Source organism: Rhodococcus sp. 077-4, from assembly GCF_047782425.1.
GTDB lineage: Bacteria > Actinomycetota > Actinomycetes > Mycobacteriales > Mycobacteriaceae > Rhodococcoides.
Window position 1 is genome coordinate 1,121,494 of sequence record NZ_JAJPWC010000002.1, and the last position, 17,082, is coordinate 1,138,575.

Consider the following 17,082-nt stretch of genomic DNA (forward strand, 5'->3'; position numbering starts at 1 on the left):
TGATGAGAGTGACCCGTTACATCGATCAGCCCTTGCCGGAAGGGCCTGCCGCCGTCGAGCAGCCCGCAGTTGCCGAGCAGCCGGCAGTCGCCGATCGGACCGCAGTCGTCACGAACAACGAACCCGTGTCCGCAGACCCGGCGTCGACCGATTCTCAGGCTCCGTCCGGTGCGCGAAACTCGGCACCCGTCCCCACGTCGGCGTCGCGACGTGTGCGCGCGCGTCTGGCTCGCCGCATCACCGCAGGACGCAGCGCGGCAGTCAAACCGGTGCTCGAGCCGCTCGTGAGCCTGCACCGCGAGCTCTATCCCAAAGCCGACCTCACGCTGCTGCAGCGGGCCTACGACGTCGCGGACGAGTTGCACGCCTCTCAGATGCGCAAGTCCGGTGATCCCTACATCACGCATCCGCTGGCCGTGGCGAGCATCTTGGCCGAGCTTGGCATGGACACGACGACGCTCGTTGCCGCTCTGCTGCACGACACGGTCGAGGACACCGGGTATTCGCTCGCCAAGTTGACCGAGGAATTCGGCGACGAGGTCGCGCATCTCGTGGACGGGGTGACCAAACTCGACAAGGTGGTGCTCGGAACCGCAGCCGAGGGCGAGACCATCCGCAAGATGATCATCGCCATGGCGCGAGATCCGCGGGTACTGGTCATCAAGGTGGCCGACCGGTTGCACAACATGCGCACCATGCGCTTCCTGCCTCCGGAGAAGCAGGCGCGCAAGGCCAAGGAAACGCTCGAAGTCATTGCGCCGCTTGCTCATCGACTTGGGATGGCCACGGTCAAGTGGGAGCTGGAAGACCTGGCCTTCGCCATTCTTCATCCCAAGAAGTACGACGAAATCGTGCGTCTCGTCGCCGATCGTGCGCCGTCCCGCGACACTTACCTCGAGAAGGTGCGCGCCGAGATCAATGCGACACTGGCCGCGTCGCGCATCAGCGCGGTGGTGGAGGGCCGTCCGAAGCATTACTGGTCGATCTACCAGAAGATGATCGTCAAGGGTCGCGACTTCGACGACATCCACGACCTCGTCGGCGTACGCATTCTGTGCGACGAGATCCGCGATTGCTACGCCGCGGTGGGCGTCGTGCACTCGTTGTGGCAGCCGATGGCCGGCCGGTTCAAGGATTACATCGCGCAGCCGCGCTACGGCGTCTACCAATCGCTGCACACCACCGTGATCGGACCCGAGGGCAAGCCCCTCGAGGTGCAGATTCGCACGCGCGACATGCACCGCACGGCCGAGTTCGGAATTGCTGCCCACTGGCGATACAAGGAAACCAAGGGCAAGCACTCACAGGACAACGCCGAAGTCGACGACATGGCGTGGATGCGCCAGCTTCTGGACTGGCAGCGAGAAGCCGCCGATCCGGGGGAGTTCCTCGAATCGCTGCGCTATGACCTCGCGGTGAAGGAGATCTTCGTCTTCACTCCCAAGGGCGATGTCGTGACGCTGCCTGCCGGATCGTGTCCGGTGGACTTCGCGTATGCAGTGCACACCGAGGTGGGGCACCGCTGTATCGGTGCGCGGGTCAACGGTCGGCTCGTCGCGCTCGAACGCACCCTCGACAACGGTGAAGTGGTCGAGGTGTTCACCTCCAAAGCTGCCACCGCCGGCCCGAGTCGGGACTGGCAGGGGTTCGTTGCCTCGCCGCGAGCGAAGACCAAGATCCGCCAGTGGTTCGCCAAGGAGCGTCGCGAGGAAGCACTCGAGGCCGGTAAGGACGGCATCGCCAAGGAGGTTCGCCGAGGCGGACTCCCGTTGCAGCGCTTGATGAACGCCGAGTCCATGTCGGCGATCGCGCACGAGCTGCGGTACGTCGACGTGTCGGCGCTCTACACGGCGGTCGGCGAGAATCATGTGTCCGCTCGCCACGTGGTGCAGCGGTTGGTGGCCCATCTCGGTGGCGTCGGCGACGTGGAGGAAGAACTCGCGGAGCGGTCGACCCCGTCGACCATCCCGACGCGACCCCGCCAGGTCGGTGACGCCGGAGTGTTGGTCACCGGTGCCGAGGGCGTCGTCGCGAAGCTCGCGAAGTGCTGTACTCCGGTGCCGGGCGACGAGATTCTCGGATTCGTCACCCGCGGTGGATCGGTGAGCGTGCACCGTACCGATTGCACCAACGCCCGCTCGCTGGAAGAGCAGTCCGAGCGGTTCATCGAAGTGCAGTGGGCACCGTCGGCATCGTCGGTGTTTCTGGTCGCCATTCAGATCGAAGCGCTCGACCGGCATCGGCTGCTGTCCGACGTCACCAAGGCGTTGGCCGACGAGAAGGTCAACATCCTCTCGGCATCCGTCGCGACCTCGGGGGACCGGGTTGCCATCAGCAAGTTCACATTCGAGATGGGTGATCCGAAGCATCTCGGGCATGTGCTGAACGTCGTGCGCAACGTCGAGGGCGTCTACGACGTGTATCGGCTGACATCGGCAGCCTGACCGGTTCGAATACGGCGAGAGGGTGAGCAGATTCTCTGCTCACCCTCTCGTCTTTCGAATCCGAGTTCAGGTCGCGGACTTCACGATCACCGGGTTCGCGGGGGCACCGTCCTCGGCACCACCGGTGACGCCGCCTGCCGCGATGGCATCGAGGGTGGCCAGACCGGTGTCGGAGATCGTGCCGAACACGGTGTACTGAGGCGGCAACACCGAATCTGCGTACACCAGAAAGAACTGGCTCCCGTTGGTGTCGGGGCCTGCGTTGGCCATGGCGAGCGTGCCGCGGGGGTAGACCACCGGATTCTGGGCCTGCGCCGGATCGCCGGTGTACGCCGTGGTGGGGTACTCGTTGGCGAAGCTGTAACCCGGTCCGCCCTTACCGGTTCCGGAGGGGTCGCCGCACTGCAGTACTTCGAGACCCGGCGACGTCGTCAACCGGTGGCAGGGGGAGCCGTCGAAATATCCCTGCTGCGCGAGGCTGACGACACTGTTGACCGTGCAGGGGGCCTGGGTCCGGTCGAGAGTGATGGCAATCGGTCCCTGATCGGTCGACAACGTCAGATCCACGGTGCCGTACACGTCCACGTTGTCCGCAGAAGGCGCAGACACCTTCTTGGCTGCGGGGGTTCCGCTCGGATATGCGCAGGAAACCGTATCGGTACTCGGCTGGGGCACCGGCGGCAACGCACCGAAACGAGACAGGTCCAGTGCCGGACGCGGGGTGGTCGTTGCCGCCGCAGTCGAGGTCGACGACGACGGCGTGGTGGTGGTCGGTGCGGCGGCAGGCTCGGTAGAACCGGAACAGCCTGCCAGCAGCAGAGCGGTGGCGGCGACAGTGATCGTCAGAACGGAAGTACGGTTCACAGGTCGCTCAACATGGACGTGACCTCGACCGGTTCGGCGGGCGCTCCGTCGGATGCGCCGCCCTGCGCCCCCTTGGCCGCTATCGCGTCGAGGGTGGCGAGTCCGGTCTCGTCGATGGTGCCGAACGCGGTGTAGGCGGGCGGAAGTTCCGAATCGCCGTAGACGAGGAAGAACTGGCTGCCGTTGGTTCCCGGACCTGCGTTGGCCATGGCCAACGTTCCGCGAGGATAGGAGATCGGGGTCTGCGCAGCCGGGTCGCCCTCTGCGAACGTGTCGGTGGGGAATTCGTCGGCGAACTGGTAGCCCGGCCCACCGGAGCCGGTGCCCGTCGGATCGCCGCATTGCAGCACCTGCAGGCCTGCACCTGTGGTGAGTCGATGACAGGTGGTGCCGTCGAAGTAACCCTGATTGGCGAGTGAGACGAAACTGTTGACCGTGCAGGGGGACTCGGGATTGTTCAGCGTCAGGCCGATGTTTCCCGCAGACGTGGTCATGCTGTAGCTCACCGGTTCGTCGCTGGTGGGGACGTTGTCGGTGCGCGGGGGAGTATTGGGCTTGGCTGCAGGTTGCGCCGCGGCGGGGTACGAGCAGTTCACCGTTTCGGGTAGTGGTTCGGTGCGCCCGGCCGCGATGATCGAATCCGCGGGTGCCGACGTCGTCGATTCCTGGGCGGTGCTCGCATCGTCGTCGTCGCCGCGGGTCACCACGTACACGACCGAGACGACGGCCACGACCGCAACTACGCCCAGAATGGAACCTGCGATCGTCAATTGCTTACGACGCCGCGCTCGCTCTGCACGGCGTACGAGTTGGCGTTCGAGCTTTCTCTTGGCAGCCTCGCGCCGTTGCTCGTTGCTGGGCAATTCGTGTTCCTCCCGCTTGTCGACAATCGACCTCGCCCGCTCGCTGCACGGACCGATCGTGTGGTATCCGGCCGAAAATCGGCCAACGCGAGTTTGCCATCTTCGCCTGAGAGCATGCTGGGGGGACCCGACGGGAGAGGCAGCACTAGGCTTGCTCGGTACTTCGGCCTCAGCCTTTAGGAGCGATCGCCTTGCTCGTCACCGGATTCCCCGCAGGCATGTTTCAGACGAACTGTTACATCCTGGCCCAGGACGACGCGTCCGAGTGTGTCGTCGTCGATCCCGGTCAGGACGCCGCGGATCCGTTGATCGACTTTCTGACGCAATCCTCGCTCACCCCAACCGCGGTGCTGCTCACGCACGGCCACCTCGACCACACGTGGTCGGTGGAGCCGATCTGCGCGAAGTACGGCATTCCGGCGTACATTGCACCCGAGGATCGGTACATGTTGGCCGATCCGATCAAGGGAACCGGTCCGACGCTGGCTGCGGTGCTGGGCGACCTCGAGTTCCACGAACCGGCCGAGGTGATCGAGCTCACCGACGGGCAGCGACTCGAACTGGCCGGAATCGAATTCACGGTGGTCCACACGCCCGGACACACTCAGGGATCGGTGGTGTTCCTCGCCCATGCCGACGGGCCCGACGGCTCGGTTCCACTGGCGCTGACCGGCGATACCCTCTTCGCCGGCTCCATCGGACGAACGGATCTGCCCGGCGGCGATCACAACCAATTGCTGAGGTCCATCGCAACCCGGCTGCTCCCGCTGAGCGACGACACCGTCGTCCTCCCCGGGCACGGCGGACAGAGTTCGATCGGCCAGGAGCGCGGGTCCAACCCGTTCCTCGTTGGACTCACGGGCCCCGAGCAAGGAAAGCTGTGAGCGTGAGCAAGCCGACCACCTTTTCTGCGCCCAAGGGCATTCCCGACTATTTTCCTCCCGACTCGGCCGAGTTCGTCGCCGTGCGTGAAGGGCTGCTCGGTGCCGCCCGCAACGCCGGCTACGGCCACATCGAGCTACCGATCTTCGAGGACACCGGACTGTTCGCCCGCGGCGTCGGGGAGTCGACCGACGTGGTGAGCAAGGAGATGTACACCTTCTCCGATCGCGGCGATCGATCGGTGACGCTGCGACCCGAGGGCACCGCCGGGGTCATGCGCGCGGTGATCGAGCACGGCTTGGACCGGGGCGCTCTGCCGGTCAAGCTGGCCTACGCCGGTCCGTTCTTCCGCTACGAGCGTCCGCAGGCCGGACGGTACCGGCAGCTGCAGCAGGTGGGTGTCGAAGCTATCGGCGTCGACGACCCGGCGCTGGACGCGGAGGTCATCGCCGTGGCCGATGCCGGTTTCCGGGCCCTCGGGCTCACCGGATTCCGGCTCGAGATCACCTCGCTCGGCGACGACACCTGCCGTCCGCAGTACCGAGAGTTGTTGCAGCAGTTCCTGTTCGCGCTTCCGCTCGACGAGGACACCCGTCGTCGCGCCGAGATCAACCCGCTGCGAGTGCTCGACGACAAGCGGCCCGACGTGCGCGCGATGACCGCGGACGCACCGTTGATGCTCGACCACCTGTCCGATTCTGCAAAGGAGCACTTCGACGAGGTGCTGGCATACCTGGACGTGATGAACGTTCCGTACCTGGTGAACCCTCGAATGGTGCGCGGGCTTGACTACTACACCAAGACGACGTTCGAGTTCGTGCACGACGGGCTCGGGGCGCAATCGGGCATCGGCGGGGGCGGACGCTACGACGGACTGATGGAGCAGCTCGGCGGGCAGGCTCTGTCCGGAATCGGATTCGGTCTCGGCGTCGATCGCACCGTTCTGGCCCTCGCGGCCGAAGGCAAGACTGCGGGTTCCACATCGCGATGCGAGGTGTTCGGCGTTCCGATGGGTTCCGGTGCCAAACTGGCGATCGTCGACGTCGCGGCCCAGTTGCGCGAACGAGGCATCGCGGTCGACATGGCCTACGGAAATCGCGGCATGAAGGGATCGATGAAGGCCGCCGACCGATCCGGTGCCCGGTATGCGTTGGTGCTCGGCGATGAGGAGTTGGCAGCGGAATCGATTCTGGTGAAGGACCTCTCGAACGGCGAGCAGGACACCGTCGCTCTGGCCGACGTGGTCGACGCCCTCGGAGTGCGCCTTGGACGGTGACCCACGGCCCGCTGCGGGACCGGTAGCCCTCGATCTGGTCTCGGTCGAAATCCTGGCACCGAGACTGCGCAAGATAATGGTGGGGTCGACGGCGATCGGAATCGTTGTTGCCGTCGTGCTGGCGTTGTTCGTACCGTTGTGGGTTGCAGTGCTCGTCGGGGTCGTTGTCGGCGGTCCGGCAGCACTGTCGGGCTGGCTGGGTTTGCGCAGACGGGTGTGGCTCGACGGACCGCAACTCTGTGCGCGAGGGTTGCGCACTCGTCGGCTGAAGATGCCGGAGGTGGTGACGGCAGAGATGACGATCAGGACGGCCGGTATCGACCAGATCTCGTTGCGGCTGTACGACGGTCGTACTCGAATCGTGGTTCCGCTGGCGCTCTACACGAAGGGCGGGGGCCGAGAACTGCCGATTCTGGCACTGCGGACCCTCGCCGACTCGCTGTGGACCACCGAATTGGTGCCGGCCGCGGCGATCGCGTCGGTACTGGTGGACCAGCTGCGCGCCGAGGCGCGCGACGCCGGACTCGACGAGCGGCCGCTTTATCGCGCAATCGAACTCGTTCGCAGCAAGGGTCGCACCCCACAGGCGACACTGACCGACCGCGAGGTCGCTCGGTTGCTCGATTGAGCAGTTGTCAGGTCACCAGGAACGCGTCGAGTACAACGGCCTCGGCCGATCGGGATCCGGACGTGACCACGAGCGCGCGGTTCAGATAGGTGAACTTCGGCACCGCCGTCGACACGCGCAGGGTGCCGCGGAAGTAGTACGTCGCGGGGTCCACTTCGCGCTCCGGATCGTTCAACGCCTCGATCACCTCGGCCGGGCCGAACTGAACGCCGCGATAGTCGAGCGAAAGGTAACCGCCGCTTGCCAATTCGAGAACAAGGTCGCTGCTGAACTCCGTACAGCCGTCCGGCCGCGTCACGCTGACGACGGTCGACCGGGCGGCGAGGGTTCCCTCGATGTCGGGTCCGGGGGCTGCGCCTCCGAGAACGGTGGTGACCACCCGTTCGCCCTGGGGTACCGAACCGATCTCGATGGCAGGCCCGAGCGTGAGGCCGAGTCGCAGAATGGGTTCGAGGGTCGGTGTGTTCGGGGCGGTCACGTGCGGTGCACTCCTAGGATCGACTGGGACCCACGCTATCGCCTTCCGGTGACCACCTCCGAGCGGGGATCGACATCGAGTCGGCCTTGACACCTCATAGAACAAATGTTCGACTGTGTGCATGCGATGGGCCGGTCAGACTCTCGACGCCGCGGACGACGGCGCGCTACCGGGGCTCGAGCGGTCCGGTCTGGTTCGCAGCGTGCAGACCCCGGAGTTCGAGGGCATCACTTTTCACGAAGTGCTGTGCAAGAGTGCGCTCAACGAGGTGCCGAGCGAATCGCAGGTGCCGTTCTCGTGGACCGTCAACCCGATGCGTGGGTGCTCGCATGCATGTCGGTACTGTTTCGCGCGGCCGACCCACGAATATCTGGATCTGAACTCCGGCAACGATTTCGACTCACAGATCGTCGTCAAGACGAACGTGGCGGCGGTGTTGCGCAAGGAACTCTCGCGCCGGTCCTGGAAGCGGGAGCCGGTGGCGCTCGGAACCAACACCGATCCTTATCAACGCGCGGAGGGGCGGTACCGGTTGATGCCGGGAATCATTCGCGCTCTGACCGAATCCGGGACGCCGTTCTCCATCCTCACCAAGGGCACGCTGCTGCGGCGCGATCTGCCTCTGTTGACGTTGGCCGCTCGGCAGGTCGATGTGCACGTGAGCATCAGCCTCGCCATTCACGACGCGGACTTGCAGAAGCAGCTCGAGCCCGGAACTCCCAGTCCTCGAGCACGATTGGATCTCATCCGTGCCGTCCGGGACGCGGGACTGGACTGCGGAGTGCTGGTTGCGCCGGTGATTCCCTTTCTCACCGACGGTGCCAAGCAACTGGACGGGCTGATCGGAGCACTGGCCGAGGCGGGTGCGACGACCGTGACGGCACTACCGATGCATCTGCGCTCGAGCACCAAGGATTGGTACATGAGCTGGCTGGTGAAGGAGCATCCGGCCTTGGTACGCAGGTACCGCCAGCTCTACGGCCACGGGGCGTACGTCACGCCGGAGTACAAACGGTGGCTGAAGGGCAGAATCGATCCGTTGCTCGAGAACTACGGATTCGCCGCTGAGCAGACCCGCTCGCTGCCCGCGAACGAGCCTGCCGAACCTCGCGAGCTGGTGACCTCGGGGCCGGCCCTCACTCTGTTCTGACGGCCACTCGTTCAGGGATTGTCGAGGTCTCGCGCCGAGAACGTATCGCAGGCCCCAACCTGTCCGGTCTCGTAGCCCGCGGTGAACCACGCCTGCCGTTGCGCCGACGAGCCGTGCGTCCAACCCTCGGGGTTGACGCGGCCGGTCGACGCTTCCTGGATCCGGTCGTCGCCCACCGAGGATGCGGCGGACAGGGCGTCGGCGATATCGGTGGGGGTCAGCGGTTCGAGAAAGGGAACTCCGGTTTTCGGGTCGACCGTGTCGGCCGCATAGTGCGCCCAGATGCCCGCGTAGCAGTCGGCCTGAAGCTCTACCTTGACGCCGCCGGACTCGGGTCCCTGCGGATCGGCCTGCGCGCGGCCGATATCACCCAGCTGATTCTGGATGTGGTGCCCGAACTCGTGCGCAACAACGTACTCCTGCGCCAGAGGTCCACCGCTGGAACCGAATTGGTCGACGAGGACCTGGAAGAAGCTCGTATCGAAATATGCCGTCGAATCGGCCGGGCAGTAGAACGGCCCGACGGCGCTGGTTGCGTTACCGCAGCCGGTATTCGTCGATCCGGAGAACAGGTTGACTTCGGGTTGGACGTAGGCGACGCCGGTCTGCGACTGCAATTGGGATTCCCAGACGGTGTCCAGGCTCGCCACCGTGAAATCGACCCGGCAGTCGACGTTGCTGTTCGCTTCCGCGACATCACAGTCGAGCGTTCCGGACGACCCGGAGTCGTTCTGTCCGGCGGAACTGTCGCCGCCGCTGATCTGGTTCAAGATTGCTCCCGGGTCGCCGCCGAACAGCAGGGCAAGGACGATGATCACCAAGCCACCCGCGCCGCCGCCGATGGCCAACTTGCCGCGTCCGCCGCCCCCGCCCCCGCCGCCGCCGACCGAGACCCGGCCCGGTGTGGACTGCGAGCCTTCTCTGAACGTCATGACCGAGTTCCCCTCCGCCGAGCCCACAACTGTGGTGCGAACCGATGTCGCCTCTATCGGCCCTAGCTTCGCATGCCAGGACAGGATCTCGTTTCCTTCTAGGGTGATGTGCTCCGTAGGATCGGTGAGCGAACAACACGATCAGCGGATTTTTCTCGAAAGGACACCCGTGCTGCGCACCCACCTCGCCGGCTCATTACGCCCCGAGCACGTCGACCGAACCGTGACGCTGACGGGATGGGTGGCCCGTCGACGCGATCACGGCGGCGTCATCTTCATCGATCTGCGTGACGCGTCCGGTGTGTCCCAGGTCGTCTTCCGTGAGGGAGCAGCACTCGAGCAGGCCCACCGACTGCGCGCCGAATACGTCGTGAAGGTGACCGGCAAGGTCGAGAGTCGGCCCGAGGGCAACGCCAACTACGAGATCCCCACCGGCGCGATCGAGGTCGAGGCATCCGAGATCGAGGTGCTGTCCGAGGCGGCACCACTGCCGTTCCAGCTCGACGATCAGCCCGGTGAAGAGGCCCGGCTGAAGTACCGCTATCTCGACCTGCGTCGCGAGGGTCCGGGTCATGCCATTCGGTTGCGTTCGCACGTCAACGCCGCAGCCCGCTCGGTGCTGGCGCACCACGAGTTCGTCGAGGTCGAGACTCCGACGCTCACGCGGTCCACGCCCGAAGGTGCTCGTGACTTCCTGGTTCCCGCGCGTCTGCAGCCGGGTAGCTTCTACGCTCTGCCGCAGAGCCCGCAGCTGTTCAAGCAGCTGTTGATGGTCGGCGGCATCGAGCGGTATTACCAGATTGCCCGGTGCTACCGCGACGAAGATTTCCGCGCCGATCGCCAGCCGGAGTTCACCCAGCTCGACGTCGAGATGAGCTTCGTCACGCAGGACGATGTCATTCTGCTGGCCGAGGAAATTCTGGCGTCGCTGTGGAAGCTCGTCGGGCATTACTTCACCGAGCCCATTCCTCGGATCACGTACGCCGAGGCAATGCGTCGTTACGGTTCGGACAAGCCCGATCTTCGATTCGAGATCGAACTGGTCGAGTGCACGGACTTCTTCTCCGACACCACATTTCGCGTGTTTCAGGCCCCGTATGTCGGCGCGGTGGTCATGCCGGGTGGAGCCTCGCAGCCCCGCAAGCAGCTCGACCGGTGGCAGGAATTCGCCAAGCAGCGTGGACACAAGGGCTTGGCATACGTACTCGTCGGTGAGGACGGCACGCTCGGTGGCCCGGTCGCCAAGAACCTGACCGATGCCGAGCGCGACGGCCTGGCTGCACACGTCGGCGCGAACAACGGCGACGCGATCTTCTTCTCCGCGGGCCCGATCAAGGCCTCGCGCGGATTGCTCGGTGCCGTGCGCGGCGAGATCGCTCGTAAGCTCGACCTGATCGACCCGAAGGCGTGGGCTTTCGTGTGGGTCGTCGACGCACCGCTGTTCGAGCCGACATCCGACGCCACCGCCAGTGGCGACGTGGCCGTCGGATCCGGCGCGTGGACAGCGGTGCACCACGCCTTCACCTCGCCGAAGCCGGAGTCGATGGACACCTTCGACACCGATCCGGGATCTGCTCTTGCCTACGCTTACGACATCGTCTGCAACGGCAACGAGATCGGCGGCGGCAGTATTCGTATCCACCGCAAGGACATTCAGGAACGAGTGTTCGAGATCATGGGCATCGGCAAGGAAGAGGCGCAGGAGAAGTTCGGCTTCCTGCTCGACGCCTTCAGCTACGGCGCACCGCCGCACGGCGGAATCGCGTTCGGCTGGGATCGCATCACCGCGCTGCTCGCCGGAGTCGATTCCATCCGTGAGGTCATCGCGTTCCCCAAGTCCGGTGGCGGCATCGACCCCCTGACCGACGCGCCCGCGCCGATCACTGCGCAGCAGCGTAAGGAATCGGGCGTCGACTTCAAGCCGGAGAAGAAGGAAGAACCGGCCGAGGTTCAATAGCTTCGAATACGAATGGCCCCGTAGCGCTCGAGCGCTACGGGGCCATTCGTCTGTTCGCCGCAGGTCAGCGCGCGGGGGACAGTGTCCCACCGGTGAGAACGCGATACGCGTAGGTGGTGGCGATCACTGAGACGGGCACCGTCACCAGCAAGCCGAGGAAGCACGGGATGGCACCGATGATGTTGATCGCAGCCAAGGCGAGGATCAGCAGAATGACGGGGCCGAAGTTCTTGACGACCAGGTCGACACTGGCTTTGATGGCGTCGATTGCGGGTAGGTTCCGGTCCAGTACGAAGGTCAACGTGAATGCTGTCAGCACGCCGATCACGATCTGCAGAACGGGACCCAAAAACGGAATGAGTCCGAGTACTCCAGTGACCACGGTCAGGATCACAGCCAGGACGGCGATCTGGGGCACATTGGTCAGCCGAAAGAACTGGCCGAACATCGGCTTCTGAGGGCCACCGGTCTCGTCCAGCGCTCCGCGCACGAATACCGCGTTGACGAAATATCCGAGGAAGGTCGCGACGGCGGTAAGGAGTACCGACACTATCGAGAACGTACCGACGTCCAGGGTCTCACCCCGATTGCCGGCGTCCATCGCGGCGGCAAAGGTCGATGCGAAGGCCAGACCGAACGCCACTGCACCCACGACGAACACGATGGCGGTCAGTCCGAGCCACGGACCGACATTGGCCTTGAATTTGTCGAAGCCGTAGCTCAGTGCGGCACCGACATCCAGGCGGCCGGGGTTCGGCCCGAAGGGTGTCTGCCCGTATCCCTGGTTTCCGTAGTTTCCGTAGTTCCCAGGCGGGGGTGGGTAGTTGCCGGGTGGGGGTGGATAGCCGCCGGGTGTGCCGCCTTGGGGCGGGTAGTTTCCGGGCGGTGGTGGGTAAGCACCTGGAGACGGGTAGCCACCGGGAGGCTGGTAACCGCCCTGGGGCCCCGGAGGCGGGTAGCTGCCCTGGGGAGGAAAATTGCCGGGCGGTGGGTAGTTTCCTGGTGGTGGGTAGTTGCCGGGTGGTGGGTAGTTGCCGGGCGCTCCTCCAGAAGGTGGGTAACCACCAGGCGGGGGCGGGTACTGGCCACCGGCAGGAGGCGGTGTGCTGCCCGCGGTCGGCGGGGGATTGCTCGGCGGTTCGAGGCGGTCGGGATCGGATCCCTCGCCGGGTCTCGGGTCGTCGGTCGAATTGTCGCTCACATCGTTCTCCTGGTTTGTGGTTGCGCCGAGCGGGGTCCGTCAGGGCCTCGACTGCTCTGAACACTCGAATGCAGACGAGCGGGCCTCCGGAGAATCCCGGAGGTCCGCTCGTGGGGTGGACGGCGCGTTACTTGACGCTGACGACCTGGGTTCCGCCGGCGATCTCGTCGTGCTTGCCCTGCTTGGTGGGGCTGGAGTTGATGGTCACCGCAATGACGATGTACGCCACCAGCACCAGGAAGTTGCCGAGCAGCGGCACGATGTTGAGCAGCAGGAAGGCATTTCGCTTGGCTGCTTCGGCCTGCGTCGGTATTCCGCCTGCCACGCCGAGGGTACGCAAGCCGAGGAGCTGCTTGCCCAGAGTTTGGCCGCGGGACGACTCGAGAAGCGTGAAGTAGGCGAACCCGATCAGTGCCGTCGCGACGCCCAGCAGGAATGTCCCGATGAACCCGTTCGGGAGAATGAAGTACAGGATGATTTGGACGACTGCGAGCACCAGTCCGTCGATGAACCGGGCCGCGAACCTTATTCCGAGGCTGCCGGGTTGTGCACCGCCGGGCAGCTGAGAGCCGACACCGTATGCCGCGTTACCACCTGCCGGAGGTGGCGGGTAGTTGCCGGGCGGTGGGTAGTTGCCGGGCGGCGGGTAGTTGCCGGGCGGCGGGTAGCCGGACCCTGGGTTCGAGGGGTACTGAGGTTGATTCGGATCGGAGCCGTACTGCGGTCCGTTGGGTGGGTTGTCGCTCACGAAATTCCCCTTGGCTGGAAAGTTTGACGTGCGTAGGTCGAAGACTCGATTTCTCGCTGAGCGAACCGCACGACGGGGTAGGTGTCAAGCACTACACGCCTGCCTGCTGTGCACATTTCGGACACGATTCCTCGCCGAGCGCACCGGGCGTGGTCCCACTAGGGTTGTGTGTTCTACCCATACCGGGACTATCACGAGGGGCTCGCCGTGGGCATCAAAGTTGCACTCGAACACCGCACCAGTTACAAATTCGACCGCACCGTCAAGATCTTCCCGCATGAGATTCGGCTGCGACCGGCACCGCACTCGCGTACGCCCATCGAGGCGTATTCGCTGAAGATCGAACCGGCGGAGCATTTCGTCAATTGGCAGCAGGATGTGTTCGGCAACTTCCTCGCTCGGGTGGTGTTCCCCGAGCGAACCGACCATCTGTCGATCACCGTCGGGCTAGTCGCCGACATGGGCGCGATCAACCCTCTGGACTTCTTCGTCGAGGAGTGGGCCGAGAATTTCGGCTTCGCGTACGAGGAGCACGATCTTCCCGATCTCGAGCCGTATCTGCGGCCGGTGGACGAGGGCAAGGCGGGCTCGGGGCCGGGGCCGGTGGTCTCCGCCTGGGTGGAAAAGCTGCAGGCCGCCGTCGTCGAGCGCGGAGAGTCGTTGCGCACCATCGATTTCCTTGTGATGGCAAACCAGGCGGTCATGGGTGACGTCGGTTACTCCGTGCGCATGGAACCCGGTGTGCAGACTCCGGATCTGACGTTGACCTCTGCTGTCGGTTCGTGTCGCGACTCGGCGTGGTTGCTGGTCTCGGTGCTCCGCCAGATGGGTCTCGCCGCGCGCTTCGTCTCGGGCTACCTCGTTCAGTTGTCCTCGGACGTCAAGTCGTTGGACGGACCGTCCGGCCCGGTGGAGGACTTCACCGATCTCCACGCGTGGACCGAGGTGTATCTCCCCGGCGCGGGCTGGGTCGGGATGGATCCGACCTCAGGTCTGTTCGCAGGCGAAGGCCACATCCCCCTGTCGGCAACGCCGCATCCGTCCACCGCAGCTGCCATTTCCGGTGCAACCAGCAAGTGCAAGGCCGAACTCGATTTCTCCAACACCGTGGTCCGCGTGCACGAGGATCCGCGAACGACGTTGCCCTACACGGCCGAACAGTGGCAGTCGATCAAGGCCACCGCCGAAAAGATCGACAAGCGGATGCTCGATCAGGACATCCGGCTGACAGTCGGCGGTGAGCCCACATTCGTCGCGATCGAGAACCAGGAAGCGCCCGAGTGGAACACCACCGCGGACGGCCCGCACAAGCGCAAGCTGGCAAGTGTTCTCGCCGAACGGCTTCGGACCATCTACGCACCCGACGGCCTGGTGCAGCGCAGTCAGGGCAAGTGGTACCCCGGCGAGCCGTTGCCGCGCTGGCAGGTCGGATTGTTCTGGCGCACCGACGGCCAGGCCCTGTGGCACGACTCCGACCTCATTGCCGATCCCTGGTTGGCAGACGATGTGCGTCCGGAGCCGGTGGACAATTCCGCGTCGCAGGAATTGATCACCGAACTCGTCGAGGCCTTGGGTCTGCCTGCCTCGCAAGCGCGCCCGGCCTACGAGGACCCGCTGGTCAAACTGCTCGATCTGGTGCGTCAGCCGTACGGTGACCCACCCGCCGACGACGAGGATCTGGGGCCAGGAGCCGATTCCGCGGACGCCAGAAAGCGGCTGCTGGAACGGCTCGATGCCAGCACCGACGAGCCGGCGGCGTTCGTGCTGCCCATCTCGCGTACCGAGGACGGCTCGGGCTGGGAGAGTTCGGACTGGAAATTGCGACGCGGTCGAATCGTGTTGCTGGAGGGCGATTCTCCCGCGGGCCTGCGGTTGCCGCTGCGCGCAATCTCGTGGGACGGCGGCCCGGTCGAGAATCCGGCCGACCCCACCGCGCCCAAACCGGACCTGCCCACACCTCAGCTGACGCAGCAACCGCCGCGCGCGATCGACCCGGCGGAGTCCCGCTACGCACAGTTGGTGAACGAGACGTCCGGAGTCGGCGGCACCGCCGTCACCGCTCTCGTCGCCGAGGTCCGCGACGGCGTCCTGCACGTCTTCATGCCACCGATGGACCGCTTGGACGATTTCGTCGACCTCGTTTCCCGCGTCGAGCAGGCCGCGTCGAGCATCGACACCCCGGTCGTCATCGAAGGCTACGGTCCACCGTCGGATCCGCGTATTCAAACCCTCACCGTCACACCGGACCCCGGTGTGATCGAGGTCAACGTTCAGCCGACGTCCTCGTGGGCCGAACAGAACGACCTGATGGAACGCCTGTATCTGGAGGCGCGGAAGTCTCGGTTGAGCACCGAAGGATTCGACAACGACGGCACCACCCGCGGAACCGGTGGCGGCAACCACATCACTCTGGGCGGCGTGACGCCGGTGGATTCACCGGTTCTGCGTCGACCGGATCTGCTGGTGTCCTTGCTGACGCACTGGCAGCGGCATCCGTCGTTGTCGTACCTGTTCTCGGGCCGATTCATCGGCACCACGTCGCAGGCTCCCCGCGCCGATGAGGGCCGCGAGGAATCCCTCTACGAACTCGAAGTCGCCTTCAGCGAGATCAAGAGGCTGACCGGGGCCGACCGATCGGCGTCGCCCTGGGTCGTCGATCGGGCGCTGCGGCACCTGCTCACCGACATCACCGGCAACACGCACCGGGCCGAGTTCTGCATCGACAAGCTCTACAGCCCGGACTCCACCCGCGGCCGCCTGGGCCTGCTCGAGCTGCGCGGTTTCGAGATGCCGCCGCATCATCAGATGGCGATGGTGCAGTCGCTGCTCGTACGATCGATGGTCTCGCGGTTCTGGGACACCCCGCTCGAGGCACCACTGATTCGGCACGGAGCAAACCTGCACGGTCGATACATGTTGCCGCACTTCGTCATCAACGACATCGGTCGCGTCGTCGAGGATCTCCGCGAACACGGGATCGATTTCGACACCAGCTGGCTCGACCCGTTCACCGAGTTCCGATTTCCACGGATCGGAACCACCGTCGTCGGCGACGCCGAGATCGAGCTTCGCGGTGCTATCGAGCCGTGGAACACCCTCGGGGAGGAGTCGACGTCCTCGGGGACGGCGCGGTACGTGGACTCGTCGGTGGAGCGCATTCAGGTGCAGGTCGCCGGTGCCGACGTAGGCCGCTACATGGTGACGTGCAACGGGGTGCCGGTACCGATGCTTCGCACCGATCGTCAGGATGTTCAGGTCGCCGGTGTCCGTTACCGCGCCTGGCAGCCGCCGAGTGCTCTGCATCCGACGATCGAGGTGCAGAGCCCACTGCGTTTCGATCTGGTGGAGTTGCAGACCGGCCGCGCGGTCGGCGGCTGCTCGTACCACGTGGTGCACCCGGGAGGGCGCTCGTACGACGGCCCTCCGGTCAACTCGGTGGAGGCCGAGGCACGTCGTAACGGCCGCTTCGAGGAGGGTGGGTTCACGTCCGGAAAGGTCGACGTAGCAAGATTGCTCGAGATGCACGCTCGCCAAGCGATCGATGTGGCTGCGCCCGGCATGCTGGACCTGCGCCGGACCGGAGTTCACACGCGCTGACGCGTGCACAGGAGAACGAGTCGACCGGTAGCGATCTCGGTCCGACGCGCAACGGGTGGGTT

At 65.1% G+C, this 17,082-nt stretch carries 13 protein-coding genes; 7 read left to right on the top strand and 6 right to left on the bottom strand.

Annotated elements, in window-relative coordinates; all coding sequences use genetic code 11:
• Window positions 1-2: 2 nt before the first annotated feature.
• Window positions 3-2,444, top strand: a complete 2,442-nt coding sequence (locus tag ACNEOT_RS14590) for a RelA/SpoT family protein (protein WP_415974708.1) — start codon at window positions 3-5, stop codon at window positions 2,442-2,444.
• A gap of 66 nt (window positions 2,445-2,510) precedes the next feature.
• Here the strand turns inward: ACNEOT_RS14590 and ACNEOT_RS14595 are convergent, their stop codons facing one another.
• Both ACNEOT_RS14595 and ACNEOT_RS14600 read right to left on the bottom strand, forming a co-directional pair.
• On the bottom strand, window positions 2,511-3,308 hold the full coding sequence (locus ACNEOT_RS14595) for a peptidylprolyl isomerase (protein ID WP_415974709.1): 798 nt from the start codon (window positions 3,306-3,308) through the stop codon (window positions 2,511-2,513).
• Entirely contained in the window at window positions 3,305-4,171 is an 867-nt protein-coding gene (locus tag ACNEOT_RS14600; RefSeq protein ID WP_415974710.1) for a peptidylprolyl isomerase, read from the bottom strand. The genes ACNEOT_RS14595 and ACNEOT_RS14600 overlap by 4 nt, the downstream gene beginning before the upstream one ends.
• A 191-nt stretch (window positions 4,172-4,362) precedes the next feature.
• Here ACNEOT_RS14600 and ACNEOT_RS14605 point away from each other — a divergent pair, with 191 nt between their 5' ends.
• Genes ACNEOT_RS14605 through ACNEOT_RS14615 form a run of 3 tightly spaced genes read left to right on the top strand, consistent with a single transcriptional unit; the run spans window position 4,363 to window position 6,957 of the window.
• Complete coding sequence (locus ACNEOT_RS14605; RefSeq protein WP_415974711.1) at window positions 4,363-5,055, top strand: MBL fold metallo-hydrolase; 693 nt, start codon at window positions 4,363-4,365, stop codon at window positions 5,053-5,055.
• 2 nt (window positions 5,056-5,057) lie between these two features.
• Entirely contained in the window at window positions 5,058-6,329 is a 1,272-nt protein-coding gene (gene hisS, locus ACNEOT_RS14610; RefSeq protein ID WP_415974712.1) for a histidine--tRNA ligase, read from the top strand.
• Window positions 6,319-6,957: a hypothetical protein gene (locus ACNEOT_RS14615; protein ID WP_415974713.1), complete on the top strand. Its 639-nt coding sequence runs from the start codon at window positions 6,319-6,321 to the stop codon at window positions 6,955-6,957. Before hisS ends, ACNEOT_RS14615 begins: the two co-directional genes overlap by 11 nt.
• 7 nt (window positions 6,958-6,964) lie before the next feature.
• Here the strand turns inward: ACNEOT_RS14615 and ACNEOT_RS14620 are convergent, their stop codons facing one another.
• Window positions 6,965-7,435 (bottom strand): DUF3237 family protein, encoded by a 471-nt coding sequence (locus ACNEOT_RS14620; RefSeq protein WP_415974714.1) that lies wholly within the window; start codon window positions 7,433-7,435, stop codon window positions 6,965-6,967.
• A gap of 121 nt (window positions 7,436-7,556) precedes the next feature.
• On the opposite strand from ACNEOT_RS14620, the gene ACNEOT_RS14625 reads away from it, so the two are divergent.
• Window positions 7,557-8,585: an Rv2578c family radical SAM protein gene (locus ACNEOT_RS14625; RefSeq protein ID WP_415974715.1), complete on the top strand. Its 1,029-nt coding sequence runs from the start codon at window positions 7,557-7,559 to the stop codon at window positions 8,583-8,585.
• A gap of 11 nt (window positions 8,586-8,596) precedes the next feature.
• Here the strand turns inward: ACNEOT_RS14625 and ACNEOT_RS14630 are convergent, their stop codons facing one another.
• Complete coding sequence (locus ACNEOT_RS14630) at window positions 8,597-9,517, bottom strand: neutral zinc metallopeptidase (protein ID WP_415974716.1); 921 nt, start codon at window positions 9,515-9,517, stop codon at window positions 8,597-8,599.
• 169 nt (window positions 9,518-9,686) lie between these two features.
• On the opposite strand from ACNEOT_RS14630, the gene aspS reads away from it, so the two are divergent.
• Window positions 9,687-11,474, top strand: coding sequence for an aspartate--tRNA ligase (gene aspS, locus ACNEOT_RS14635; protein ID WP_415975187.1), 1,788 nt, complete (start codon window positions 9,687-9,689; stop codon window positions 11,472-11,474).
• A 64-nt stretch (window positions 11,475-11,538) separates the two neighbouring features.
• On the opposite strand, the gene ACNEOT_RS14640 is transcribed toward aspS, so the two are convergent.
• Both ACNEOT_RS14640 and ACNEOT_RS14645 read right to left on the bottom strand, forming a co-directional pair.
• The gene (locus tag ACNEOT_RS14640) at window positions 11,539-12,675 is read right to left on the bottom strand and encodes a hypothetical protein (protein ID WP_415974717.1); all 1,137 of its coding nucleotides are present in this window, start codon (window positions 12,673-12,675) and stop codon (window positions 11,539-11,541) included.
• Between the two features lie 127 nt (window positions 12,676-12,802).
• A complete protein-coding gene (locus tag ACNEOT_RS14645; protein ID WP_415974718.1) occupies window positions 12,803-13,423 on the bottom strand; it encodes an RDD family protein in 621 nt (206 codons plus the stop codon).
• Window positions 13,424-13,630: 207 nt separating this feature from the next.
• Between ACNEOT_RS14645 and ACNEOT_RS14650 the strand changes: the two genes are divergently transcribed.
• Window positions 13,631-17,020, top strand: coding sequence for a DUF2126 domain-containing protein (locus ACNEOT_RS14650; RefSeq protein WP_415974720.1), 3,390 nt, complete (start codon window positions 13,631-13,633; stop codon window positions 17,018-17,020).
• Window positions 17,021-17,082: the final 62 nt, after the last annotated feature.